This window comes from Thiosocius teredinicola (genome assembly GCF_002009425.1).
Lineage (GTDB): Bacteria > Pseudomonadota > Gammaproteobacteria > Chromatiales > Chromatiaceae > Thiosocius > Thiosocius teredinicola.
Window position 1 is genome coordinate 2,991,975 of the sequence record NZ_CP019936.1, and the last position, 23,860, is coordinate 3,015,834.

Annotated in this window: 20 protein-coding genes; 13 read left to right on the plus strand and 7 right to left on the minus strand. The window is 59.3% G+C overall.

The window, feature by feature from the left end; translation table 11 throughout:
* Positions 1-294 precede the first annotated feature (294 nt).
* Together B1781_RS22990 and B1781_RS14280 are read left to right on the plus strand one after the other, a co-directional pair.
* A complete protein-coding gene (locus B1781_RS22990) occupies positions 295-915 on the plus strand; it encodes a hypothetical protein (protein ID WP_125932100.1) in 621 nt (206 codons plus the stop codon).
* 168 nt (positions 916-1,083) lie between these two features.
* Positions 1,084-1,776 carry a DUF7822 domain-containing protein gene (locus tag B1781_RS14280; protein ID WP_125932101.1) on the plus strand — a complete coding sequence of 231 codons (693 nt, stop codon included), beginning with the start codon at positions 1,084-1,086 and terminating at the stop codon, positions 1,774-1,776.
* A 97-nt stretch (positions 1,777-1,873) separates the two neighbouring features.
* On the opposite strand, the gene B1781_RS14285 is transcribed toward B1781_RS14280, so the two are convergent.
* Positions 1,874-3,337: a nicotinate phosphoribosyltransferase gene (locus B1781_RS14285; RefSeq protein ID WP_078120301.1), complete on the minus strand. Its 1,464-nt coding sequence runs from the start codon at positions 3,335-3,337 to the stop codon at positions 1,874-1,876.
* Between the two features lie 65 nt (positions 3,338-3,402).
* The gene (locus B1781_RS14290; RefSeq protein ID WP_125932102.1) at positions 3,403-4,533 is read right to left on the minus strand and encodes a bifunctional nicotinamide-nucleotide adenylyltransferase/Nudix hydroxylase; all 1,131 of its coding nucleotides are present in this window, start codon (positions 4,531-4,533) and stop codon (positions 3,403-3,405) included.
* 511 nt (positions 4,534-5,044) lie between these two features.
* Here B1781_RS14290 and fae point away from each other — a divergent pair.
* Positions 5,045-5,593 (plus strand): formaldehyde-activating enzyme, encoded by a 549-nt coding sequence (fae, locus tag B1781_RS14295; protein ID WP_078120303.1) that lies wholly within the window; start codon positions 5,045-5,047, stop codon positions 5,591-5,593.
* Positions 5,594-5,728: 135 nt separating this feature from the next.
* On the opposite strand, the gene eutC is transcribed toward fae, so the two are convergent.
* The 3 genes from eutC to dinB all read right to left on the minus strand — a co-directional run bounded on the left by eutC (position 5,729) and on the right by dinB (position 9,645).
* Entirely contained in the window at positions 5,729-6,574 is an 846-nt protein-coding gene (eutC, locus tag B1781_RS14300; protein WP_078120304.1) for an ethanolamine ammonia-lyase subunit EutC, read from the minus strand.
* The gene (locus B1781_RS14305) at positions 6,571-7,992 is read right to left on the minus strand and encodes an ethanolamine ammonia-lyase subunit EutB (RefSeq protein WP_078120305.1); all 1,422 of its coding nucleotides are present in this window, start codon (positions 7,990-7,992) and stop codon (positions 6,571-6,573) included. Before B1781_RS14305 ends, eutC begins: the two co-directional genes overlap by 4 nt.
* Positions 7,993-8,445: 453 nt before the next feature.
* Positions 8,446-9,645 (minus strand): DNA polymerase IV, encoded by a 1,200-nt coding sequence (gene dinB, locus B1781_RS14310; protein WP_334223733.1) that lies wholly within the window; start codon positions 9,643-9,645, stop codon positions 8,446-8,448.
* A gap of 514 nt (positions 9,646-10,159) precedes the next feature.
* Between dinB and B1781_RS14315 the strand changes: the two genes are divergently transcribed.
* Positions 10,160-10,339 carry a hypothetical protein gene (locus B1781_RS14315; RefSeq protein WP_078120307.1) on the plus strand — a complete coding sequence of 60 codons (180 nt, stop codon included), beginning with the start codon at positions 10,160-10,162 and terminating at the stop codon, positions 10,337-10,339.
* A gap of 231 nt (positions 10,340-10,570) precedes the next feature.
* Here the strand turns inward: B1781_RS14315 and B1781_RS14320 are convergent, their stop codons facing one another.
* Both B1781_RS14320 and B1781_RS14325 read right to left on the minus strand, forming a co-directional pair.
* On the minus strand, positions 10,571-11,419 hold the full coding sequence (locus tag B1781_RS14320; RefSeq protein WP_334223734.1) for a PEP-CTERM sorting domain-containing protein: 849 nt from the start codon (positions 11,417-11,419) through the stop codon (positions 10,571-10,573).
* Positions 11,420-12,258: 839 nt separating this feature from the next.
* Complete coding sequence (locus tag B1781_RS14325; RefSeq protein WP_078120309.1) at positions 12,259-12,855, minus strand: helix-turn-helix domain-containing protein; 597 nt, start codon at positions 12,853-12,855, stop codon at positions 12,259-12,261.
* Between the two features lie 277 nt (positions 12,856-13,132).
* On the opposite strand from B1781_RS14325, the gene glnT reads away from it, so the two are divergent.
* The 9 genes from glnT to B1781_RS14370 all read left to right on the plus strand — a co-directional run bounded on the left by glnT (position 13,133) and on the right by B1781_RS14370 (position 23,860).
* On the plus strand, positions 13,133-14,464 hold the full coding sequence (gene glnT, locus B1781_RS14330; RefSeq protein ID WP_078120310.1) for a type III glutamate--ammonia ligase: 1,332 nt from the start codon (positions 13,133-13,135) through the stop codon (positions 14,462-14,464).
* Positions 14,465-14,503: 39 nt separating this feature from the next.
* The gene (locus B1781_RS14335; protein WP_078120311.1) at positions 14,504-15,406 is read left to right on the plus strand and encodes a class II glutamine amidotransferase; all 903 of its coding nucleotides are present in this window, start codon (positions 14,504-14,506) and stop codon (positions 15,404-15,406) included.
* 23 nt (positions 15,407-15,429) lie between these two features.
* Entirely contained in the window at positions 15,430-16,113 is a 684-nt protein-coding gene (locus B1781_RS14340; protein WP_078120312.1) for a GltB/FmdC/FwdC-like GXGXG domain-containing protein, read from the plus strand.
* A 23-nt stretch (positions 16,114-16,136) separates the two neighbouring features.
* Entirely contained in the window at positions 16,137-17,465 is a 1,329-nt protein-coding gene (locus tag B1781_RS14345; RefSeq protein WP_078120313.1) for an FMN-binding glutamate synthase family protein, read from the plus strand.
* Positions 17,466-17,589: 124 nt separating this feature from the next.
* Entirely contained in the window at positions 17,590-18,459 is an 870-nt protein-coding gene (purU, locus tag B1781_RS14350; RefSeq protein ID WP_078120314.1) for a formyltetrahydrofolate deformylase, read from the plus strand.
* Between the two features lie 10 nt (positions 18,460-18,469).
* Entirely contained in the window at positions 18,470-19,333 is an 864-nt protein-coding gene (gene folD / locus B1781_RS14355) for a bifunctional methylenetetrahydrofolate dehydrogenase/methenyltetrahydrofolate cyclohydrolase FolD (protein WP_078120315.1), read from the plus strand.
* A gap of 60 nt (positions 19,334-19,393) precedes the next feature.
* Positions 19,394-20,641, plus strand: coding sequence for an FAD-dependent oxidoreductase (locus tag B1781_RS14360; RefSeq protein WP_078120316.1), 1,248 nt, complete (start codon positions 19,394-19,396; stop codon positions 20,639-20,641).
* Between the two features lie 40 nt (positions 20,642-20,681).
* On the plus strand, positions 20,682-20,963 hold the full coding sequence (locus tag B1781_RS14365) for a sarcosine oxidase subunit delta (protein WP_334223735.1): 282 nt from the start codon (positions 20,682-20,684) through the stop codon (positions 20,961-20,963).
* On the plus strand, positions 20,960-23,860 hold the full coding sequence (locus B1781_RS14370; RefSeq protein ID WP_078120318.1) for a 2Fe-2S iron-sulfur cluster-binding protein: 2,901 nt from the start codon (positions 20,960-20,962) through the stop codon (positions 23,858-23,860). Before B1781_RS14365 ends, B1781_RS14370 begins: the two co-directional genes overlap by 4 nt.

Below are 23,860 nucleotides of genomic sequence, written 5' to 3' on the forward strand. Positions count from 1 at the left end.
CGCGCAACGCAAGCACAGGAAACGACTTTGGCGCTGCTACATTGTCTCGCCTCACCTCGGTCGCAGCAGAAAACAGAGCGCGCGGCAACGCAGCAAGCGAGCCATAGCTCAAGCAGGTAAAATTGCACCCCAACAACCTGGCAGTGAGCGTCGCGGATTTCTGCCCGCTCGGAGACTGCACCAGTCGACTACACGACCAGGCTAGAAACGGTCTCTTTGCTTCGCGAATCTGGCTTCAACGCCTCGAGCAGGTGATCGACACAATAGGTAGCACCTCAATACAGGACGATCGATGTGAAGGAACGCCATTTCAGTTGTTTTATTGCTGTCGGCCTAACGGCCCTTGTCACCCTCAGCGCTTACACGCTCTTTTTAGACTCTCAGGGTTATCTGGATCGTCGCCCCATTGAGCCACCCATTGGATCGACTGAGCTGACAACGCCCACCTCCGTTCAAGCAAGCACGCCTGCGTCCACCGTCGGCCGAACCAACGTGACCAATGCGCCCGTCGTTATCGCCGAGAATCTCCGGCCCGTCGAACCTCTCAAGCGTACCCCTCCGACACCTCCACCGAGGATTCGCCAAGGCTCAGCGGAAGACACCTTCTGGAAATCGACGCCGGCCGAGACGGCTGCGGCCAACTCCGGCTCACCTGCGGATTCTTCAGTGAACGCACCAAAAACGATTCCCCTCGAACAACAACCGCAGTTCGCCTGCCGTCTGCAGTCAGTCAACGGAGAAGGCGGATTTGGCATGTGGTGCGGCGACGACACGCGTTTGATAGATTCCAAATCGCCGTTCGACCTCGCGGAACTGCCGCCGGAATACAACGACTTGCTCGGAACCAAGACCTGTTTCATTCGCGTAAATTCCCAAGGCATGCCGGCGATGATTGTCTGTGCGACCGAATGGTGACGGGTGCGCTTGGCTCGCACTCAAGCGAGCCATTTCCCGCGATGGTCAAACGCGCTTCTATCACTCGCCAAGTATCGGCACGAAGTTTTTGCTGCCCTGCAGCCAACATCGACGCCGGTTAAACTGGGTGCGGCAGCCACATGGACTCAACAAGGAATACACAGCAACATGGCCAATCGCGCTTATCTTTACAGCCTGAGCAATCAACCAACATCGTACACTGACCGACCGGAGAGCATTTCCGGCCTGTCTGAATGGCCCTACGACATCCCGTTGTCGTACCGCGTACTCATGTCGGGCAATCCCACGCTGTGTGCATCCCTGGTGTCCGACGGCTTCGATGGCGAACCGGCAGATCAGAAGACCAGGCTGTATGCGATCTCTTCGGAGTTCGACGCCGGTTATCAGCGTCTGACGCGTCTGATCGAAATCGTACGGCAACATTCCGATGCCAAGCACACAATGCTCGATTCGGCCCTGGATGAAACACTGCAGTTTCTGGACGCCCATCGTGATCGCTTCGTGCTGCTGGAAACGATCGAACTGGATACGATGATGACCGCAGACGAAGCCGAGCTTCGCCGTTATGTCGAAGAAGAGATCGAGCGCTGCCGACAGGTTGGAGAAGCGATCGATCTATTGCCCCAGGATCTCGACGAAGCTGCCGCCCTATTGGCAGAAGCCGCGAGCAACGGCGCCGAATCGGCCCTGGATGCGTTCTTTGGTATGCGCATGGACGACGATTTCGACAACGTCCGCGACGACATGACAGAGTACCCCTTGGGTATGGTGGGGTGGTACGAAACGCTGTACTTCGAGCTATGGAACAAGGCCGAGTTCGATGCTAGAAACAACGCCTAGGCAGAACGCCCTTGGCATGCCGACCACCCACTAACCCTTTTCAAGACTGCGCCAGGTTCGAGACCCGGGCACATCGCTGCACCCGGGCCTCGATCCATCACGCGACTGCCTTAACCCGATACTCCCGCATCATCGCATCGAGCGCCGCGTTGGCGCGGGAGCGGACATCGGCCATGTTCTGCCGACGCAGTATCTCGCCGTTGCGATAGACCGGCTCGAGCATCGCGATCTCGACCGGGTCGACGCTCTCTCCGGCGCGCACCGTTCGCCATGTACCGAACTCCGGGTTGTGCATCAGCGCCAGGCGCCCCGGCTTGGATGCCTTGCCCATATCGGTAACCGGCTGCTTGAACACGTCACGGTCCTCACCGTTGACGCGTGCCGCCGAGGCCTTCATCGCGAACTTCTGGGTATCGCGATTGACCTTCTGCAGCAGCGCACCGCCCATGCCGAACAGCACATTCTCCGCCGACCAGCCGGCAGCGGTCAGCACCTCCAGGATCTCGACGATGCTGTCACGGTTGATACCGTCGCCCTGAATAACGCGGACCTGGTTGAGCACCTTGTAGTTCTTTCGATTCAAGGTATAGCCGTAGCCTTGCGCCAACCCTTCGACGGTCTGCAGCACGACGCTGGGCGGGTGGCCGCTGTCGGGACGAATCACGACCGCTGCACCCGAGCGTTGCACTTCATCGCGCAGCTCGGTATTCCAGAACCTGATCGCCTGCTCCAGGTCGTAGGAATCGGACACCACCGCAACCGGCATACCGGGTTTGCCAAACTGCCGGATCATGTTGCGGTAGGCATCCACCTCGCCTTCTCTACCCCACGCCGTGATGGTCGAGTGCTCGGCAGCAGGCACAGAGAACGCCGCCATGTCGCAATCGTAAACCTCGTTCGCCATCACGATACCCGGCACCGTGTCCGAACCCTGGAACGCCACCAGGTGAGCCGCGCCGCCGATCATAGCCGACTCGAGCGAGCTTGCGCCGCGCGCGCCGAAATCGTGCAGACGGAAATCCAGACTATCCAGGCTGTCGGCCGTCTTTTCCATGAACGAACGGATCGACGCCTTGATGAACCAGCTCTGCGTGGCGACCGTGGTCGGGTACCAGATGGCGCGCAGTATTGCCGTCTCGGCAAACTGCCCCAACCAGTGCAGGCGCGAATCCGTCGATGCCACGGTCGCCAGCACATTGCCGGTTGGCACCACCTCACCCTCCGGCACCGCCTTGATTTCGATCGGCAGACGACCACCGTACTCGCGCTTGATGATGTCCCAACCGTCGCTGTCGAACGGCGAGTTCGGCATGTGCTTGGCGTAGAACGCCTTGGCGTAGTCGATCGCCTCGTTGCTCATCGGTGCCGCCAGGTACTGCTGTACAAACATCTGCAGGCCGAAGAACACCGTGCGGTCGTACAGCCCACCGCGCGACTCGATGTAGCCCTCGACCTGTTCGGTGCCCGGCGGGTACTGCAGCCAGTGCGATTCTTTGTACGAATCGGTATTCAGGGCGAAATTGAAGCGAATCAGATCGTAAACACTGCTATTGCTGATCATGGGTCTATCCCTCTCAGTCAAGCCGGAATCCCCGGCTGTTGAAGGCAGGCGAACCTGCCGCGAACTCAGGACCGCTTGGCGCGGCCCAACAAGTCTTGAACGATGTGAAAGTGGTCTTCGAACAGCCGGTCTTCCATGCGCTCGAACTCGGCGAGCGTGAACCACTTTGCCTTGTTGGCATCCGAGCCGCCGCGCACTTCGGGCAGGCTCTGCGCAGGCAATCGCACCAAAAACGCCTCGGTGATGGTGCGACCACGTGTCGAGCGCATCGGCTCGTCGTAACGCTCCTGCGCTTTCACCGAACCGCGAATCACCTTTTCCGGCAGTTTCAACCGCGTCTCTTCGCGCAACTCGCGCACCATGGCATCGATCGAGCGCTCGTTCTCTTCGATGAAGCCGCCCGGGAGCGCCCACATGCCCTTGCCCGGCATCGCACCGCGGCGCACCAACAGGATGTGACCTGAAACGACCACCACCGCATCGACCGTCTGCTGGATCACCGGATACTTCAAGCCGTCGTATTGCGACTTGTACTTCTGCACGAACAACCATTCCTCGCTCAGCCGCCTCGCATCGAGTGGATTGACACTCGTGGCGAACGAAGCCATCCACTGGGTGACCGAGGCCGGCACCGGCAGCTCGCTGAGCTGCTCGATGACTTCGTCACCGTTGGCCTGGTCGCCGTTTACAGCCAACTGAGCGATCGCTTTGTAGTACGCCTCGCGCACCCCGGTTGCACTGATCTGGCTGCCACCCTGGTCAAACAGTTCGTCGACCGCGATCTTGTCCCACTGCGGGAAGGCATCGATGTAATCCGACGTGTGATCGCGCTTGTGACCGACCATGCAGACAGACGGCGATTCGAGCGAAAAGTCCTTCTCCCACTGATCGGTGTAGATCACCTTATCGACGGTCTCTTGAACGTGCTCCAGCCAGCGCTCTTCGCTGTAGATGAAGTCGCGCACACCGACGATCTGGATGCGCTCGAGATCAGCCTCGGAAAGACTGGCGCGGATCATCGACTCGCGTTCGCTGAACGTCCAGGCATGGCGGATGTCACGCGCGCGTCCGATCGAACCGACCACGACGATGACCCGTCGGGCGCTACTGAGCGCTTGCCGAATGCAGGCGAGATGCCCGTTGTGGATGGGTTGAAAACGGCCGATGTAGACCGCGAAATCGTATTGCTTGGCCACCTGAGAATCCCTCAAGTTGATGTGGTGTCCTTGGGTCTATCCCTTGGATCGGTACGGCGAACCCCGCCGTTAACAGCAATCCTAGGCAACACTTAGTGTAAAGTCAACACTTATTTGATCGATTGAGCTGACAGGCGGGTTGGCGCCGGCTATCGGCGATGCGACCGGCGCATGACGCACAGGCGCACGCTCTGCACCATGTGTGACACACACGGACAAAGCTAAAAGCGTACGAACCGTCCGTGTGCCCTACCCGCAGGCGACACTGTCGCTTCATCGCTGGAGACGACCGAGCCCTAGCCGAGTGGCATACCACTTGCTGCTACGGTGTCCAAATCACCGACAGATCATGGATAGAATTCAGCAAGCCGTCTTGGTTGCGAACCAACAACACACACCGCCCACTTCTGAACGGTGGCGACAATGAGCGAATCCCTACTAACGAACGCAATGTGCAGATCCATGCACATCCATTTCCAACAACTCTTTGAACAACGTTGAGGTTTAACGAATGAGCGAAAAAATTATTATGCGCACCGGAGAAGCCTTGGTCGCCGGCGGACCGCCCGGCACCGCCGCTGAGCCGGAGGTGATCATCGGTGAACTGGACGGCCCTTTCGGTACGGCCTTCGCCAACCTGCTGGGCGATCAGGTCAAAGGCCATTCGCGTGTGCTCGCGATCATGAACACCGACATCATGGTGCGCCCGGCGACGCTGATGGTCAGCAAGGTGACCGTGAACAACAGCCGCTATACCAACATCCTGATGGGCACCGTTCAGGGCGCCATCGCCAACGGCGTACTCGACGCCGTGCGTTGCGGCGATATCCCGAAAGACAAAGCCAACGACCTCGGCATCATCGTGTCAGTCTGGCTCAATCCCATGGTTGCCGAACAGGACGATCTCGATCATCAGATCTTGTTCGACATCCACCGCAAGGCGACCGCCGAGGCCATCCGCAAAGCGATGCATCACGAGCCGAGTATCGACTGGCTACTGGAGAACCAGGACAAGATCACGCACAAGTATTTTCAGATGGGATTGGAAGGGAAAATCTGACCTCGAACGCCGGCAGACGCAGGTTGCGAACTCCCGGCATAGATCCAGGAACAGGCGGCCGAGTCCATTTGGCAACTCAGGCCGCCTGTCGCAATCACAGCACTCAGCTATTGGAATGAACGGCCGTATCTGTGCTCATTCGATGAGAAAGTTGCTGTTATTCGTCTGCGCCAAGGCGCTGTCATCAGAGCGATCTTTCAGTTGCACTCCAGACAGCTGCCGGGTGCGCGCTTCGCGCAACAAGTATGCTGCGCGGCTGGCGGCTTCGGACAGCTTCAATCCGGCAGGTCGAATATTCGAGATGCAGTTGCGGTTGGCGTCTTTGCAGCCCACCTTCGGGTTCCAGGTCAGGTACAGCCCCATACTGTCCGGAGAGCTGAGGCCAGGGCGTTCTCCGATCATCACCAGCACACAACGAGCGTCGAGTAGTTCCCCGACATGATCGCCGACCGCGACCCTCCCCTGTTCCACGCACGTGATCGGTGCGAGGCGCCACGGGGCATCGCTGTCATTCGCTAACAGCGGGACCAACGCATCCAGGAAAGCGACCGCGTGCTCGGCGATCGCGAAAGCAGAAAGCCCGTCGGCGATAACAATGGCCAGGTCGTGGCGAAGCTGCGATGGTGGCTGTTTGCCTGCCAAGCGTGAGACTGATTCATCGTCCAGGCGCCGCCCATAGTCAGGGCGCTGCAGATAAGTTGCGCGATCAACGGCGCGGCTCTTCAAGTGCAACGGCGCGCCAAAGCGATTCCATTCCCGTTCATTCAGTGCCGCAAGCAGCGCATTGAAATCCAGTGGTGTATGCACAGCATCCTGCGCCTGTGCATGGGCAAGTTGAAAAGCCAGAGAGTGACTGGTCGGCACGCTGATACCCGCGCGACCCAGGCCGATGCGGGCATCGGTGAACTGACGCAGCCGCTCCCAGGGATTCTCGACGACGATCGGCTCGTCGTTGAGTTTGGTGTCGTCCTTACCGCTCAATTTCCGTTCCCCAACAAGCGTTGTACCGAGCCACTGAACGCTCTGGGCAACTGCGCGTTGAGGCGGAAACGCTCACTTTCGCGGAAGATTTCCATCTTCTTCAGCCAGGCATCGAACTCCGGTGCCGGCTTCAATCCCAACACCTGACGCGCATACAGCGCATCGTGAAACGAGGTGGTCTGATAGTTCAACATGATGTCGTCCGAGCCGGGAATGCCCATGATGTAGGTACAACCGGCGACACACAGCAGCGTCAGCAGGTTGTCCATGTCGTTCTGATCGGCCTCGGCGTGATTCGTGTAGCACACGTCGCAGCCCATCGGCAGACCGAGCAGCTTGCCGCAGAAATGGTCCTCGAGGCCGGCGCGGGTAATCTCCTTACCGTCGTACAGATACTCAGGCCCGATGAATCCGACCACGGTATTGACTAGCAAGGGATCGAACTTTCGCGCGACGGCATAGGCGCGTGCCTCGCAGGTCTGCTGGTCGACGCCGTGATGTGCGTCGGCGGATAGCGCACTGCCCTGCCCAGTCTCGAAATACATCACGTTGTTGCCGACGGTACCCCTACCGAGTGACAGCGCTGCATCCCGTGCCTCGGCCAGCGTCGTTAGGTTGAACCCGAAACTCTCGTTGGTCGCCTGGGTGCCGCCGATGGATTGAAACACCAAATCGACCGGCGCGCCTTTTTCGATCGCTTCGATCGAGTTGGTCACATGTGTCAGCACGCAACTCTGTGTCGGTATCTGATAATGCTCGATTACATCGGCCATCATGCCAATCAAGCGGCAGGCCTGCGCGACGTTGTCGGTCGCCGGGTTGATACCGATCACCGCATCGCCGTTGGCGTAAAGCAAGCCGTCGAGAATACTGGCCGCAATACCGGTCAGGTCGTCGGTCGGATGATTGGGCTGCAGCCGGGTCGACAAATGACCGAGCAGACCGATGGTGTCGCGGAACGCGGTCGTGACCTGGCACTTGCGCGCTACCAGAATCAGGTCCTGGTTGCGCATGATCTTTGAAACAGCGGCCGCCATCTCGGGGGTGATGCCGGGACGCAGGGCAGCAAGCAATTCTGACGTCGCTAAATCGCTCAGCAGCCATTCGCGGAAACCGCCGACCGTCAGATGCGCGATCGGAGCGAAAGCATTTCGGTCGTGTTCGTCGATAATCAGCCGGGTGACTTCATCGTCTTCATAAGGCACGACGACATCGTTCAAAAACTGCGAAAGTGGCAGATCTGCCAACGTCATCTGAGCGACGACGCGCTCCTCCGCATTCTCCGCAGCGACCTCGGCCAGACGATCACCGGACCGCGCCGGCGTGGCTTTCGCCATGAGGTCGGCAAGATCGCGAAACTGGAAAGTGCGATCACCGACGACGTTGCTGAACTGATACCTTTTGTCTGTCGCTTGCATGAATGATGAACCGCCAAGTCTTGCGTTTTGGGTGAGCCGGATCCGCTTCACGGCCTATCAACCGAGATAAAAAGCCCCGCCGAATCGCTGCACAAATCGTTCCGAGGTATGCCGAACATTGCAAGCCGCGCCATTGGCTTCCGCCTGCTGAGACTAGCCTCTCTGAATCAGTCGACTTAACGGTTTCGCTCCCGCTCCAGCGGGAAACCGTCATTCAGGCGACGGCGTTGTGGCCGCGTGTCGTCGGTCGCAAGGGCAACGCATACGCCCCTCCAACGGGCGACTGCGGCAGGCGGCGCACTGATTCAGGGCATCATCCGCTGCTGTCGTTTGCAAACGGCTTTAACGCATCCCGAGAGCAGAAGTTCTTTCCCGTGAATTCTCACAGGATTCGAAAGATTCGATACCGTTGTGATGGACATCTTTAGCGTCGACCAACCAGTCGCAGCAGCATCAGCGGTCTCTATGCTGGTCCGACTCCAGAGGCAGGCTCCATTGGTGAACCTGATCGCTGCTCAGCTCCTGTGTTGATACAAGGGCGCTACAACGCACACCGAGCAGTCGAAGTTTCTGATCCAGCGACACACGCTTCAGGCACTCGCCTGCGGCGCGGCGGATTTCAGCGGCATCGCCCGTCGGCTCTTCCAGAGTGATGTCGCGGGTGACGGTGCGAAAGTCCTGGTAACGTAACTTGATACCGATGGTCCGGCTCACAAACCCCTTGCGTTGTAACTGCTCGGCTACTTGTTCGCACAGGCGAGTAAAAAGCGCCGAGAGTTCATCGCGATCGTGACGTGCGTGCAAGTCTCTCGAGAAGGTTGTTTCTCGGCTGATTGATTTTGGATCTGCATGGCGCACGACCGGGTTGTCGTCGATTCCCTGTGCAACCCTGGTCAGCCAGTCGCTGTAACTGGCTGAGAATTCCTGACGCAAGCGCGACGGATCGGCGGCTGCCAGATCGCCTATCGTGTGTATCGCCATGTCGGTCAAACGGGCATTTGCCTTCGGGCCGATACCGTTCACCTTGCCTACCGGCAGCGGCCAGATTCGACGCGGTACGTCATCCCAATCGAGCAGGGTCAATCCATCTGGCTTGTCCAGTTCCGAACCGATCTTGGATAGCAGCTTGTTCGGCGAAATCGCTATCGAGCAGGTCAGTCCGGTAGCCTCTCTGACCACCTGTTTGAGCTGTTGACCGAGTTCTTCGCTGGACTGCGGCAGGTCAGTCAGGTCTATATAGATCTCATCGATCCCGCGGTCTTCGATATGGTCAGTGATGCCGGCTACCGCTGCCTTGAAGCGGCGTGAATAGTCGCGATACGCATCGAAATTGGCCGGTAGCAAGAACGCCTCCGGTGCCAGCCTGGCGGCCTTCATCATCGGCATGGCAGAGAACACACCAAAAGCCCGCGCCTCATAGGTCGAGGTGGTCACAACACCGCGGCCGCGGTAATCGCGCAGCCGCGCGTAAATGCGATTGCCCTGCTGATCAACCTCGGGTGCCGGGGCGCTGCGACCACCGACCACGACCGGCTGTCCGCGCAGTTCCGGATAACGCAACAACTCGACCGATGCGAAGAATGCATCCATATCGAGATGTGCAATGCGCCGCGTGGTGTTCACGACCGCGGGCACTGGCTCATTGGGGTGCACTGACGCTGCACTGTATTGCTTATTCCCGGTTCATGCAGCCCCACAAGTCCAGATCGACGAAACCGGCAACGAAACGCCGGCCATGCAGGGCGATGGCCTGCGGCGCTTTGGCCGTGCTGACAATCGCCGATCGTTATATAGAGATGCACGCGCCGCATTTTCGGTTGTAATCACAGTTGCGAATGGGCCGCCGCCTCCAGCTCGCTACCGTTGATCTAGAATCCAGATCCTATTCTGCCAATCCAACTGAACGGCCAATGACTTCGGTGGCGCAGCGGCTGCGCTAGTTCGGCAGCTGGCGCATCATACCGTCGCACGATGACAAGTGGTTGGCCCGATGAAAGCCGGAGAAATCATCGTCTCTTGACCTTCGTCCAAAAGGCAGATTGGTTCCCCGCCGAACCCTAGCGGCGGCAGCGCGCTGCAGACGGCTGATATCGCATTTGTTTGCGAGGCTCCACGCGCGCTGGGTTTCAGCCAGGTTCTGGTTATCGCGACCGAAAAGGGCAACCACATGACCATCGACGGGAAGACGCTGGAAGGCCGAGCACCCAGCAAGCTGTTCTTGCGCATGTTCATGACGGCTTACTTCTGCGCCGGTGTCGGCTACGTGGCTAGCACCATCTTCTCCGATATCGTCAGCCTCATGCTGACCAAGGGCCAGCGCTACCCCCCTGTTGCCTGGCCAAGATGATGGAAAAGGCAACGTTCTAGAACAACGTCGCACAGATTCGCACCGCCACGTTAATCGCGCCGATATTGCGCACGCAAAGTGTTTGCACGTATGGTGTCTACCTGCCGAGCGCTTCTTCACCGCCAGCAAGCGATAACTCACCCCTTGTTGCTGTTGCTCAATCAGCCTCTCTTCGATCGACACAAAAAAACGGCCCTAAGGCCGTTTTTTTTGCAGGATTGTTGAGATCCCTTACGCGCGGCGAGCACGTACAGCAACACCGAGCAAGCCAAGAGCCATCAGTGCCAGGGGTGCAGGTACCGGAACATCGTTGCCACCCGGGAGACTTCCTTGGTCGAGCAGGGCGTATTTCACCTGGCCCCCTGCATACAGAAACTCACCCGAGCCGTTGCCCCAGAACTGAATCTCGGTGAAGTCACCGGTATCGTCGAATGCGGCTACGAAGATCTCGAAGACATCGCTGCTTGGGTCGTCTTGCGACGGGAACAGACCATCGGCTTCCATGGTTGCAGATGCCACCATAATTGGTGCGCCGCCATCAAACGAGATAAACAGTTCGGTTACCGGGTTGAAGCAGCAGGTTGCCCAGTCACCAACCTCAAAACCGAACGAGTTGATCGGCGAGTCAAACGTGAAGGTGATGCCCGATGCAGCAGTACCATTTGGTGCGCCGAACGCGCCATCCGGGCTGATATTAATAACGCTACCGGACATGTCGCCATAGGTCGTCGAATTGACGGCGCCACCGTTGTTTCGGGTAACAACGTAGTCACCAAAGTCAACAGAGGTAGAACCGGAGAAGCTGGACGACCAAACGTCAGTTACGACGGTGCCGCCAGCAGAAGTAACCGCCGAATCGAACGAAGCCGTACCCCCAGCAATCCCATCGAATACAGTCAAGATGGTCGCGTTAGCCGACGTTGCAAGCGCAAAAAAGGCTGCCGCCGTAACGAGCTTGGAATATCCTTTCATCACATTTGTCCTCTTCTTATCATAGAGTTCTGACTGGTTGAGCCCTTCCAGTGCTTTACAACCAAATAAATTTCTCGGCGAATCTGCACCCCATAAGAGGGTAATCACGTGCGCCAATCGCTTATAAGCAATTACTATACCGTTTGCCAGTCTTTCGGCAGAAGACTTAAAATAACTTTATAATTCTGATATTTACACGGTGGCAACGTCACGAAATCCATTTGGTTTCGCCGGCTCTCACGCGTTCTCGAATGAGGATGCAAGGAACTGTAAAATTTGCCGACATGTCTTTAGGCCGTTAATTCGCCTTCCTGCAGACGTGTAGTAATTTTTGGAAGAAGGAAGTTCCTTTTCCGCAGCGCTCGGCTACGAGGAAGTCGACTACCTCAAACCCTATGAAGACTAAAAAAGAAGTCTCCGATTGGGGACCTTTTTTCGAGTACTGACGAAACGACAGATTCGGCCTCAATTCCACGGAAGGCTTGCCCTGGTGACTGGAAGCACCATCTCGGCGTTCTTTGTGCTTTCCCATCTTGTCGCCTGGGATAGGCTCTGTCGCATGCCTCACCCTACGTCTACGAGCTAAATGACGGGAGTCGATGATCGTGGCCCTGTTTGATGTGCTGCGCCACGACTGCAGAAAGGGGCAGCGAACGCGACCAACAGGATTGCAGTGCTTTCATTGACCGTTTCCGGATACCGAACAGGCAGTTCACTCCATCCTTACAGCACAGCGCACCTTGCGCAACGCGCAACATGCGTCTTCATCTTAGAACGCCTCGATAACGTCTACGGGATCGCGTTCATATCGAACAAACCGATCGTTCAGGCATTGCTGGACCCCAACAAGACAAAACCGCGGTCGATCAGCGCGCTATTGGCCTTGGCTGCCGTCGACACCGAATGCTCACGGCGATTTCAGAGTCCATCGCCGCATGTCGATCACACTACTGCTGCTTGGCGTAGTTGATGACCGACAACAGCTGGATCGGCACCTCGAGCAAGCGCTCGGGCCCATGCGGAATCTCCGCGTCGAAGGTCAGGCTGTCGCCCGCCTCCATCTCATAAAGGTGGTTGCCGTGGCGATAAACGATAGAGCCCGACACCACGTAGATGAACTCTTCGCCCGGGTGAGAGAAGGTCGGAAACACCTCGGAGAGGTCGTCCATCGTCACCATGAACGGCTCGAACGTGGTGGTACCGCCGCGCTTGTAGTTCAACAGATGGTAGGTATGACCCTTCTCGGTGCCGCGGCGAACCACCTCCAATCCCTGCCCGGCCTTGGTGAACTGCGCACCGCCATCGGGGCGATCGAAGTCGGCAAACAGCTTCGAGATCGGTAGCCCGATCGCGTCGCACAGGCGGCTCAAAGTTTCCAGGCTGGTCGAAACCTGGGCATTCTCGATCTTGCTCACCATGCCCTGACTGATACCCGAGATACGCGCTACATCGACCAGTTTCAGGCCTTCATCGAGGCGGGCACGCTTCACTTTCATGCCGATGTACTGATCGAGATCGAACCGTTTGTCCTGCGGATCTGCCATTCAAATCGCTCCGTTTCGGTGCGTAACGCACTGTTGCTGTGCCACTTTCGGTCGTTCGGGTAGCAAAGAATCACTGCGGCCTAATATTCTCACAAAGAAAATAAGTTTACTAGCACAAATAAATCAAAGACTTATCGAATTAGGAATATTTTTTTCTTACGAGGAATTTCTTGGCACAACATCTGCTTTTTCACTGCAAGAGATTTTGTTTACCAGTGAGAAACCGCAGCTCCCCGACCTCACCGCGTCGTGGCTGATTATTAAACGGAGTACGCAGATGTCCTTAGATATCGATCAATTCATTCGCGAGAACGACATCAAGTTCATTCTCGCCCAGTTCGTCGACATCCACGGTGTGGCAAAGACCAAATCGGTGCCGGCGCATTGTCTGATGGACGTCGTCGAAAGTGGTGCCGGTTTCGCCGGTTTTGCTGTGTGGGGTCTGGGCATGGAACCGCACGGTCCCGACTTCATGGCGCGCGGCGATCTCGACACCCTGTCGGTCGTACCCTGGCAACCCGGTTATGCGCGCATCGCCTGTGACGGCTACGTCAACGGCGAGCCCTATCCCTACGACAGCCGCGTGGTTCTCAAGCGTCAGATCCAACGGTTGAGTGACAAGGGCTGGACACTCAACACCGGCCTCGAACCCGAATTCTCACTGTTCAAACGCGCGGCCGACGGCTCGCTTGCACCGGTCGACGATTCCGACCAGCTCGACAAGCCGTGCTACGACTATAAAGGTTTGTCGCGTGCACGCGCCTTTCTCGAGAAGCTGGTCGACAGCTTGCAGACCGTCGGCTTCGACGTCTATCAGATCGACCACGAAGACGCCAACGGCCAGTTCGAGATCAACTACACCTATGGCGATGCGCTCGAATCGGCCGACCGCTTCACCTTCGTGCGCATGGCGGCTGGCGAGATCGCCAACGAACTCGGCATGGTGTGTTCGTTCATGCCCAAGCCGGCATCCAACCGTACCGGCAACGGCATGCATTTCCACTTGTCGATTGCCGACGAGAGCGGCAAGAATCTGTTCAACGACGACAGCGACAAGTACGGCATGGGGCTGTCAAAGATCGCCTATCACTTCGCCGCCGGCCTGTTGCATCACGCCAAAGCCCTGTGCGCCTTCGCTGCTTCAACGGTGAACTCGTACAAGCGCCTGGTCGTCGGTGGTTCGGCCTCCGGCTCGACCTGGGCACCGGCCTATATCGCCTACGGCGACAACAACCGCTCGGCAATGGTGCGCGTGCCTTACGGCCGCCTCGAATTCCGCCTGCCCGATTCCGGTTGCAACCCCTACCTGGTGCACGCCGCATTGATCGCTGCCGGCCTCGATGGCATCGAACGCGAACTCGATCCGGGTGAACCGCAGAATATCAACCTGTACTCGCTCAGCGCGGCAGATCGCAACGCGAAAGGCATCGACATCCTGCCGCAGAACCTCAACGAAGCACTCGATGCGCTGGCCGCCGACAGCGTGCTGCGCGAGCAGATGGGCGCCGAGATCGTTGACGAGTTCCTCAAGGTAAAGCGTGCCGAGTGGATCGATTACAGCCGCCATGTCTCGGATTGGGAACTGCAACGCTACGGCGAGTTTTTCTGATCGGCAGTTGGCACTAACGGAAGCAATGACGAGGATTTTATGTGCGGAATAGTTGGCCTCTATTTGAAGAACAAGGCATTGGAGAGCGAATTGGGCAAGCTCTTCACCCCGATGCTGATCGCAATGACCGATCGCGGCCCCGACAGCGCAGGCTTCGCCATCTACGGTGATGAGGTTGGCGACGATCAGATCAAGCTGACGCTGCGTCACCCCGACACAAACTACGATTGGAGCGCCCTCGCCGGCGGCCTGGAAAAGGCTTTGTCGACCAGCGTCAACTGGTTCAGCAACAGCAAGGTCGCTGTGTTTAAGATCGGCAGCGATGCCGCTGCGGCCGGTGACTACATCGCGACCCATGCGCCCGATGTGCAGATCCTCAGCGCCGGTCAATCAATCGAGATCCTCAAAGAGGTCGGTCTGCCGGAACAGATAGCCGAGACCTTCAACCTGCCGGCGATGAAAGGCAGCCACATCATCGGCCACACGCGTATGGCGACCGAATCGGCCGTGACGATGGCGGGCAGCCACCCGTTCTCGACCGGACAAGACTTGTGCCTGGTGCACAACGGCTCGCTGTCGAACCACAACCGCCTGCGCGACCGTTTGAAGCGCCAAGGTGTGGTGTTCGAAACCGAGAACGACTCGGAGGTCGCCGCCGGCTATCTGACCTGGCGTCTGCAGCAGGGCGATACCCTGGCCGAAGCCCTCGAGCATGCACTCAAGGAACTCGACGGCTTTTACACCTTCGCCATCGGCACCCGTAACGGCTTCGCCGTACTGCGCGACCCGATCGCCTGCAAGCCGGCCGTGCTCGCCGAGACCGACGACTATGTCGCCATGGCCTCGGAATACCAGGCGCTGACCACCCTGCCCGGCATCGAGAACGCCAAGGTCTGGGAACCGGAACCGGCCACCCTCTACGTGTGGGAACGGGAACAGTAAGCGGCGGAGACAGGAATACAACGATGAAAACGATCAACCTACAAGAACAGAGCGTACGTGAGCTCAACCAGTTGCTGCACGACCAGGCCGCCGAATGCACCGAGCGCGAGTGGGAAGTGCTCGAACCGAAAGGCGCGCACAACATCGCCTGCGGTATCGACCAGAGCCTCTCCGTCGACATCAAGGGGCACGCCGGCTACTTCTGCGCGGGCATGAACAAGCACGCGCACATCACCGTGTTCGGCAATGCCGGCCAGGGTGTGGCCGAGAACATGATGTCGGGTACCGTGCGCGTCAAAGGCGATGCCTCCCAGGCTGCCGGCGCGACCGCGCATGGCGGCCTGCTGGTGATCGAAGGCAATGCCGGTGCGCGTTGCGGTATCTCGATGAAAGGTATCGACATCGTCGTAAAAGGCAATGTCGGCCACATGAGCTGTTTCATGGGCCAGGCCGGCTCGCTGGTCGTGTGCGGTGATGCCGGCGATGCGCTCGGCGACTCCTTGTACGAGGTGCACATCTACGTGAAGGGCGACGTCAAATCGCTCGGCGCTGACTGCATCGAAAAGGAAATGCGCGATGAACACATCGAAGAACTGACCGCCTTGTTGAACCGCGCCGGTGTCGACGAAGACCCGTCCAAGTTCAAGCGCTACGGCTCGGCGCGCCAGCTCTACAACTTTAAGGTCGACAACGCTTCCGCGTACTGATCGCCACAGCAGAGGACGAAACAATGAGTGACGATATCAAGGTAAAAGACGGCCTGCGCGAATCGGCGACCTTCGACCGCCTGACCATGCACGAGATCCGGCGCGCGGCAGAGACCGGCATCTACGACATCCGCGGCTTCGGCGCCAAGCGCAAGCTGCCACATTTCGACGACCTGCTGTTCCTCGGCGCGAGCATGTCGCGCTATCCGCTCGAGGGCTATCGCGAGCGCTGCAACACCTCGGTGACGCTGGGTACGCGCTACGCCAAAAAGCCGCTCGAGCTGGACATCCCGGTCACGATCGCCGGTATGAGCTTCGGCGCCCTGTCGGCGAATGCCAAAGAAGCCCTTGGCCGTGGTGCATCAATCATGGGCACCTCGACCACCACCGGTGACGGCGGTATGACGCCGGAAGAACGCGGCCAGTCGAAGAAACTGGTGTACCAGTATCTGCCGTCGCGTTACGGCATGAACCCGGACGACCTGCGCAAGGCCGACGCGATCGAGGTCGTGCTCGGCCAGGGAGCAAAGCCGGGTGGCGGCGGCATGTTGCTGGGGCAGAAGATCACCGATCGCGTCGCCAAGATGCGCACCCTGCCGATGGGCGTCGACCAGCGCTCGGCCTGCCGTCATCCCGACTGGACCGGCCCAGACGACCTGACGATCAAGATTCAGGAACTGCGCGAGATCACCGACTGGCAGGTGCCGATCTATATCAAGGTCGGTGCGACCCGCACCTATTACGACGTCAAGCTCGCGGTCAAGGCCGGTGCGGACGTGATCGTGGTCGATGGCATGCAGGGCGGCACGGCGGCGACGCAGGATGTGTTCATCGAGCACGTCGGCATCCCTACCCTGGCCGCCATTCCTCAGGCCGTGCAGGCGCTGCAGGAGATGGACATGCATCGCGAGGTGCAACTGATCGTGTCCGGCGGTATCCGTAACGGTGCGGATGTCGCCAAGTGCATGGCGCTGGGTGCCGATGCCGTGGCCATCGGTACCGCGGCGTTGATCGCGCTCGGCTGTAACCACCCGATGTACGACGAGGAGTTCAAGAAGATCGGCTCAGCCGCCGGCTTTTACGACGACTATCACGAAGGCAAAGATCCGGCCGGTATCTCGACCCAGGACCCGGATCTGATGAAGCGCCTCGATCCGGTGGTCGCCGGACGCAAGCTGGCCAACTACCTGAACGTGTTGACCCTCGAAGCACAAACCCTGGCACGCGCCTGCGGCAAGAACGATCTGCGCAACCTCGAACCGGAAGACCTGGTGGCGTTGACGATCGAATCAGCCGCGATGGCACGCGTGCCGCTGGCGGGAACTGACTGGATTCCGGGGCACAACTTCTAAGCGAAACCGACTGACGATGGGCGCAACGAGGCCCTTATCGACGCGAGGTATGTATGCCTCGCGTAGCCTCGTGCACCCCAAACACCCTGTTCATGCTGCATGACTGTTTTTTGAGATTGGTGAAATGAGTACACAGAAAGCGAACCAAGAATACATCCTAAAAGTGAGCTGCCCCGCGCGTCGCGGCATCGTTGCAGCCATCACGGTATTTCTGGCTGAGCGCGGCTGCTTCATCAGCGAGATGAGCCAGTACGATGACGACGAGAGCCAGACGTTCTTCACCCGCTGTCGCTTTCACGTCGAAGAAGGCTCATACATGTTGAGCGACCTGCAGACCGAGTTCGGCACCATCGCAGAACAGTTCGCGATGCAGTGGCAGTTGCTACCGGCCGACGCACCGACGCGCACGCTGATCATGGTCAGCAAGTTCGATCATTGCCTGTCGAACCTGCTGTATCGCCTGCACAAAGGTGAACTCAATATCGAGATCACCGCGATCGTGTCGAACCACAAGGATCTGCGCCCCATGGCCGAGCGCGAGGGCATCCGCTTCGTGCACCTGCCGGTGAACAAGGACAACAAACCGCAGCAGGAAAAGGCGCTACTCGACATCGTCGAAGAGACAGAAACCGAGCTGGTGGTACTCGCCCGCTACATGCAGATCCTGTCCGACGATCTGTGCAAGTCGCTCAGCGGTCGTGCGATCAACATCCACCACTCCTTCCTGCCCGGCTTCAAAGGCGCCCGCCCCTATCACCAGGCCCACGAACGCGGCGTGAAACTGATCGGTGCGACCGCGCACTATGTCACCTCCGATCTGGACGAAGGCCCGATCATCGAGCAGGCCGTGCAGCGCGTCGATCACACCTATGGCCCGGATGACCTGGTCGCGGTCGGCCGCGATACCGAAACCGTCGCACTCGCCAAGGCGGTCAAGTCGCATGTCGAGCATCGCGTGTTCCTGACCGGCAACAAGACCATCGTCTTCAAGTAGGAGCGGTAGCATGGCAACCCTGATCAGCGGCAAAGACATCTCGCAGAAGGTCATCGACGAGGTGAAAGCGGGTGTCGCCGAACTGCATCACCAACACGATGTAAGGCCGGGCCTGGCCGTGGTGCTGGTTGGCGATGATCCGGCCAGCCAGGTGTATGTACGCAACAAGATCAAGCGCGCAGCCGAGGTCGGCATGGCCTCGTTCGAGCATCGCTTGCCGGCCGACACCAGCCAGACGGTGCTGAATGCCCTGATCGATAAGCTCAACGCCGATCCGAAGGTGCATGGCATCCTGGTGCAACTGCCGCTGCCCAAGCACCTCGACGAAGGCCATGTGATCAATGCAATCGATCCGGCCAAGGATGTCGACGGTTTTCATCCTTTGAATGTCGGCGCCTTGGCCAGCGGCGAGAACGCCTTAGTGCCGTGCACCCCGCTCGGCTGCATGATCATGCTGAAAGAGGCCGTACCTGACCTGAGCGGAAAACATGCCGTGGTGATCGGCCGATCAAACATCGTCGGCAAACCGATGGCCGCGCTGCTGCTGCAGGCCAACTGCACGGTCACGGTCGTGCACTCGCGCACCCGCGATATCCAACAGCTGTGCAAGCAGGCCGACATTGTGGTTGCAGCCATCGGTCGCCCCGAGTTCATCGGTGCTGAATGGATCAAACCGGGCGCGGTCGTGATCGATGTCGGCATCAACGCCATCGAAGCAGACGGCAAGCGCCGCCTGGTCGGTGATGTGGACTTCGCCGCGGTCGAACCGATCGCATCGGCGATCAGCCCGGTGCCCGGCGGGGTCGGCCCGATGACCATTGCGTGCCTGATGCAGAACACGCTCACCGCTGCGCGCAAGTCGCTGCAGGTCTGACCAACTGCACATGCTCACAACGAATCCGTCAGAGACTACGCAGAGGGAGAAGAAAGGATCATGCCTTTCGCCTTGTTGAAATACGGCCTGAAGAAAGACTACCCGTTCGAGAAGGATGCGGACCTGCCGCCGCCGACCGAACTGAAGTCGCACTACGATGTTGTCATCATCGGTGGCGGTGGTCACGGCGTGGCGACCGCGTACTACCTGGCCAAGTACCATGGCATCACCAATGTGGCGATCCTGGAGAAAGGCTATCTCGGTGGCGGCAACACCGCGCGTAACACCGCGGTGATCCGCTCGAACTACCTGACGCCCGAAGGCGTCAAGTTCTACGCCGCGTCGGTGAAGTTGTTCGAAGGCCTGTCGAACGAATTCGATTTCAACATCATGTATTCGAAGCGCGGCCAGCTCACGCTGGCGCACACCGATGCGGCCGTGCGTGGTTTTCGCCAGCGTGCCGAGATCAACAAACACTTCGGCGGCAACACCGAGCTGATCGATCCGCAGCAGATCCGCGAGCTGGTGCCGACGCTGAACATGAACCCCAGTCACCTGCCAGTGCTCGCCGGCCTGTGGCATATGGACGGCGCGACCGCGCGCCACGATGCGGTCGCCTGGGGCTATGCCAAGGGCGCAACACAGCGCGGCGTCGAGCTGCACCAGCTCACCGAGGTCACCGACGTGATCGTCGACAACGGCCGCGTTACCGCGATCAAGACCAATCGCGGCACGGTCGGCTGCGGCTGTGCGATCCAGGCCGTCGCCGGGCATAGCTCGCTGCTGGCGGCCAAGGCGGGATTCCGTCTGCCGATCCTCAGCTATCCGCTGCAGGCGATGGTCACCCAGCCGGTCAAGCCGTTCCTCGATCCCTTGGTCAGCTCACCGTCATTGCATTGCTATGTACAACAGACCAGCCGTGGCGAACTGGTGTTCGGTGGTGGCTCCGACCCCTACCCCTTGTACAACACCCGCTCGACGATGGACCTCAAAGAAAGCCTGCTGGCCAACGCGGTCGAGCTGTTCCCGTTCATGGCCAACATCCGCCTGATGCGGCAGTGGACCGGTCTTACCGACATGACCTCGGACTACAGCCCGATCATGGGATTGAGCCCGGTCGAGAACTACTACCTCGATGCCGGCTGGGGCACCTGGGGTTTCAAGTCGACACCGATCTGCGGCAAGACGATGGCCGAACTGGTCGCGAGCGGCGGCAAGGTACCGGCGCTGATCAAGCCTTTCGCGCTCGATCGCTTCAACACCTTCCGCCAGGTCAACGAAATGGGCGCCACCGCCGCCAGCCATTGAGGTTGTTACAGGACTCGATATGAAAATTCTGCATTGCCCGATGAACGGGCCCCGCAACATCAGCGAGTTTGTGCATGGTGGCGAAGTGCGCGACATGCCTGATCCGAATCGCTGCAGCGACCGCGAATGGGCCGAATATGTCTTCTACTACGACAACGCGATCACGGTGATTCGTGAATGGTGGCTGCATGTCGCCTCGGGGTACTGGTTTATCGCCGAACGCCATACCGCGACCGACGAAATCATCCGCACCTACGATCCGTCGGAAATCTACAAAGAGCGTGTTGATTTCAGCAAAGATGCCGAGGAGAAAACGGCATGACCTCATCTCGCCTGCCTGCGCCTTCTGGTCTGCTGATCGATCGCGACAAGCCGGTCAGCTTCACGTTTGAAGGTAAGCACTACTCCGGTTTTGCCGGCGACTCGATCGCAAGTGCCCTTCTTGCGAACCACCAATGGCTGATGTCGCGATCGTTCAAGTACCACCGACCGCGCGGCCCGCTAACGATGGCCGGTCAGGATGCAAACACCCTGATCCAGCTCGGCGGCGAGCCCAATGTGCTGGCCGATCGCACGCCGCTGGCGAACGCGATGGCCGCTGCCGGTCAGAACTATGCCGGCACATTGGAGAACGACCGCGATGCCTTTCTCGGCAAGTTCGGTCGGTTCATGCCGGTCGGCTTTTACTACCGCGCATTCTTCAAGCCGTTCGGCGCCTGGGATCGCTGGGAAAAGCTGATCCGTGCCAAGGCCGGTCTGGGCAAGCTCGATCTCGACTTCAAACCCGAGTACTACGACAAGCAGTACCGCTTCTACGATGTGGTCGTGGTCGGCAGCGGCCCGGCCGGGTTGTCGGCCGCGCTCGATGCCGCCAAAGGCGGTGTCAGCGTGTTGCTGGTCGAGGAACAGCCGCTGTTGGGCGGCGCGCTTTCGTATCACCGCTTCGATGTCGACGGGCAGCAGGCCGATGCGCTGCGCAAGGAACTGATCGATCAGGTAGAAGCGCATGCCAACATCGAAGTACTGACCGATGCGGTGTGCAACGGCTGGTTCGCCGACAACTACCTGCCGATCATCCAGGGCAAGCGCATGTTCAAGGTGCGCGCGAAGGAATGCATCGTTGCCTCGGGTGCATTTGAACAGCACGTCGTGTTTCACAACAACGACCTGCCCGGCGTGATGCTGACCAGCGCAGCGATGCGCCTGATGAAATGGTATGCGGTCGCACCCGGCCAGCGTGTCGTGATCCTGACCGGCAATGACGACGGCTATCGTGCCGCACTCGAGATGCTCGATCGCGGCATCAAGGTCGCGGCGCTGGTCGACCTGCGCAAGCAACCAGATGATCCGGCACTGCTCGACGCGGTACGCAAAGGTGTTGCAGCGGTTTACCAGGGCCATACGGCGTACGAGGCACTGGCGATCAAGGGCAACAAACATATCCGCGGTGTCGATATCCGAGCGATCACCGGTCAGGGTCAGGTCGGTAGCAACAGCACGCTGATCGATTGCGATGCACTGTGCATGTCCGCCGGCTACATGCCCGCCTACCAGTTGCTGTGCCAGGCTGGTGCGAGCCTCAGCTACGCCGACGACAATGCAGCGTTCAGCCTTTCCGGTCTGCCCGAGCATCTGCATATCGCCGGTTCGGTCAACGGCATTCATGCGCTGGATGCCGTGCTCGCCGATGGTCGGCGTGCGGCGCAGCAGGCACTGTTCAACCTCGGCAAGGTCGGTTCCAAGCCGGAGCCCGTGCATTGCGATGTGCAGGTGAACTATCACTGGCCGCTGTTCGTCCACCCGAAGGGCAAAGAGTTCGTCGACTTCGACGAAGACCTGCAGATGCGCGATATCGTCAACGCGACCCGCCTCGGTTACCGCGACGTGCAACTGGTCAAACGCTTCTCGACCGTTGGCATGGGGCCGTCTCAAGGGCGTCACTCGGCGCTGCCGACGGCACGCCTGGTCGCCGATGCCACCGGGCGTAGTGTGACCGAGACCGGCGTGACCACAGCACGCCCGCCGTTCGCGCCGGAGAAACTCGCCCACATCGCCGGGCGCGGCTTCGATCCCTACCGACGTACCGCCATGCATCACCGTCATGTCGAACTGGGCGCCAAGATGGTCCCGGCCGGCAGCTGGCAGCGCCCGGCTTTTTACGGGCTCGAACAGGATCGCGACAATCTGATTCAGCAGGAAGCGACCCATGTCCGTACCAAGGTCGGGCTGATCGATGTCAGCACCTTGGGCGGCATCGAGATCCGTGGCGTCGATGCGGCCGAGTTCATGAACCGCATCTATACCGCGGGTTTCCTGCAACAGCCGCTGGGTAAGACGCGCTACGGCATCGTGACCAACGAGCACGGTGTGGTGATCGATGACGGCGTCGTGTGCCGACTGAGCGATCAGCACTTCTATGTCACTGCGACCACCAGTGGCGTCGACCGCATCTATCGCGACATGACCAAGTGGAACGCCCAGTGGCGCTTGAGGGTCGACGTGTACAACGTCACGACAGCTTTCGCCGCGGTCAACCTGGCCGGGCCCGATGCGCGCAAGGTGCTCGCCAAGGTCGTAACCGATCTCGATATCAGCCCCGATGGTTTCCCGTATCTCGCCTATCGCGAGGCCGAGGTGGCCGGCATACCCGCTCGCCTGATGCGCGTCGGCTTCGTCGGTGAACTCGGCTATGAGATCCATGTACCCTCAAGCAAAGGCGAAGCGCTGTGGGATGCCTTGATGGCGGCCGGTGCCGCGTTCGACATCCGGCCGTTCGGCGTCGAAACCCAACGTCTGCTGCGTCTTGAAAAAGGACACATCATCATCAGCCAGGACACCGACGGCATGAGCCACCCGGGCGAGCTCGACCTGGGTTGGGCGATCAATCGCAAAAAGCCGTTCTTCGTCGGCTGTCGCTCGGTCGACATCATGATGGCGCAACCGCTGACGCGAAAGCTGGTCGGCTTCAGGTTGCCCGCCGGTACACCCAAGCCGCTCGAGGGACACCTCGTGCTCAACGGTAACGATGTGGCCGGTAGCGTCACCTCGTGCGAGTACTCGCGCACCCTCGATGCCATCATCGGCCTCGCCTATGCCGCACCCGATGCCGCCACACCGGGCAGTCGCATCGCGATTCGTGTCGACGGTGGCGCCTCGGTAATGGCCGAGGTCGTCAAAACGCCGTTCTTCGATCCCGACAACAAACGCCAGGAGCTCTGA

What these genes read in the sequence shown, in the direction of transcription:
- B1781_RS14335 (WP_078120311.1), top strand. Translation starts at nt 14,504, where the DNA reads ATGTGCGGAATAGTTGGCCTCTATTTGAAGAACAAGGCATTGGAGAGC.
- B1781_RS14285 (WP_078120301.1), bottom strand. Translation starts at nt 3,337, where the DNA reads ATGATCAGCAATAGCAGTGTTTACGATCTGATTCGCTTCAATTTCGCC.
- B1781_RS14325 (WP_078120309.1), bottom strand. Translation starts at nt 12,855, where the DNA reads ATGGCAGATCCGCAGGACAAACGGTTCGATCTCGATCAGTACATCGGC.
- B1781_RS14365 (WP_334223735.1), top strand. Translation starts at nt 20,682, where the DNA reads ATGAACGGGCCCCGCAACATCAGCGAGTTTGTGCATGGTGGCGAAGTG.
- B1781_RS14370 (WP_078120318.1), top strand. Translation starts at nt 20,960, where the DNA reads ATGACCTCATCTCGCCTGCCTGCGCCTTCTGGTCTGCTGATCGATCGC.
- B1781_RS14345 (WP_078120313.1), top strand. Translation starts at nt 16,137, where the DNA reads ATGAGTGACGATATCAAGGTAAAAGACGGCCTGCGCGAATCGGCGACC.
- B1781_RS14315 (WP_078120307.1), top strand. Translation starts at nt 10,160, where the DNA reads ATGACCATCGACGGGAAGACGCTGGAAGGCCGAGCACCCAGCAAGCTG.
- glnT (WP_078120310.1), top strand. Translation starts at nt 13,133, where the DNA reads ATGTCCTTAGATATCGATCAATTCATTCGCGAGAACGACATCAAGTTC.
- fae (WP_078120303.1), top strand. Translation starts at nt 5,045, where the DNA reads ATGAGCGAAAAAATTATTATGCGCACCGGAGAAGCCTTGGTCGCCGGC.
- B1781_RS14340 (WP_078120312.1), top strand. Translation starts at nt 15,430, where the DNA reads ATGAAAACGATCAACCTACAAGAACAGAGCGTACGTGAGCTCAACCAG.
- B1781_RS14360 (WP_078120316.1), top strand. Translation starts at nt 19,394, where the DNA reads ATGCCTTTCGCCTTGTTGAAATACGGCCTGAAGAAAGACTACCCGTTC.
- purU (WP_078120314.1), top strand. Translation starts at nt 17,590, where the DNA reads ATGAGTACACAGAAAGCGAACCAAGAATACATCCTAAAAGTGAGCTGC.
- folD (WP_078120315.1), top strand. Translation starts at nt 18,470, where the DNA reads ATGGCAACCCTGATCAGCGGCAAAGACATCTCGCAGAAGGTCATCGAC.
- B1781_RS14280 (WP_125932101.1), top strand. Translation starts at nt 1,084, where the DNA reads ATGGCCAATCGCGCTTATCTTTACAGCCTGAGCAATCAACCAACATCG.
- B1781_RS14305 (WP_078120305.1), bottom strand. Translation starts at nt 7,992, where the DNA reads ATGCAAGCGACAGACAAAAGGTATCAGTTCAGCAACGTCGTCGGTGAT.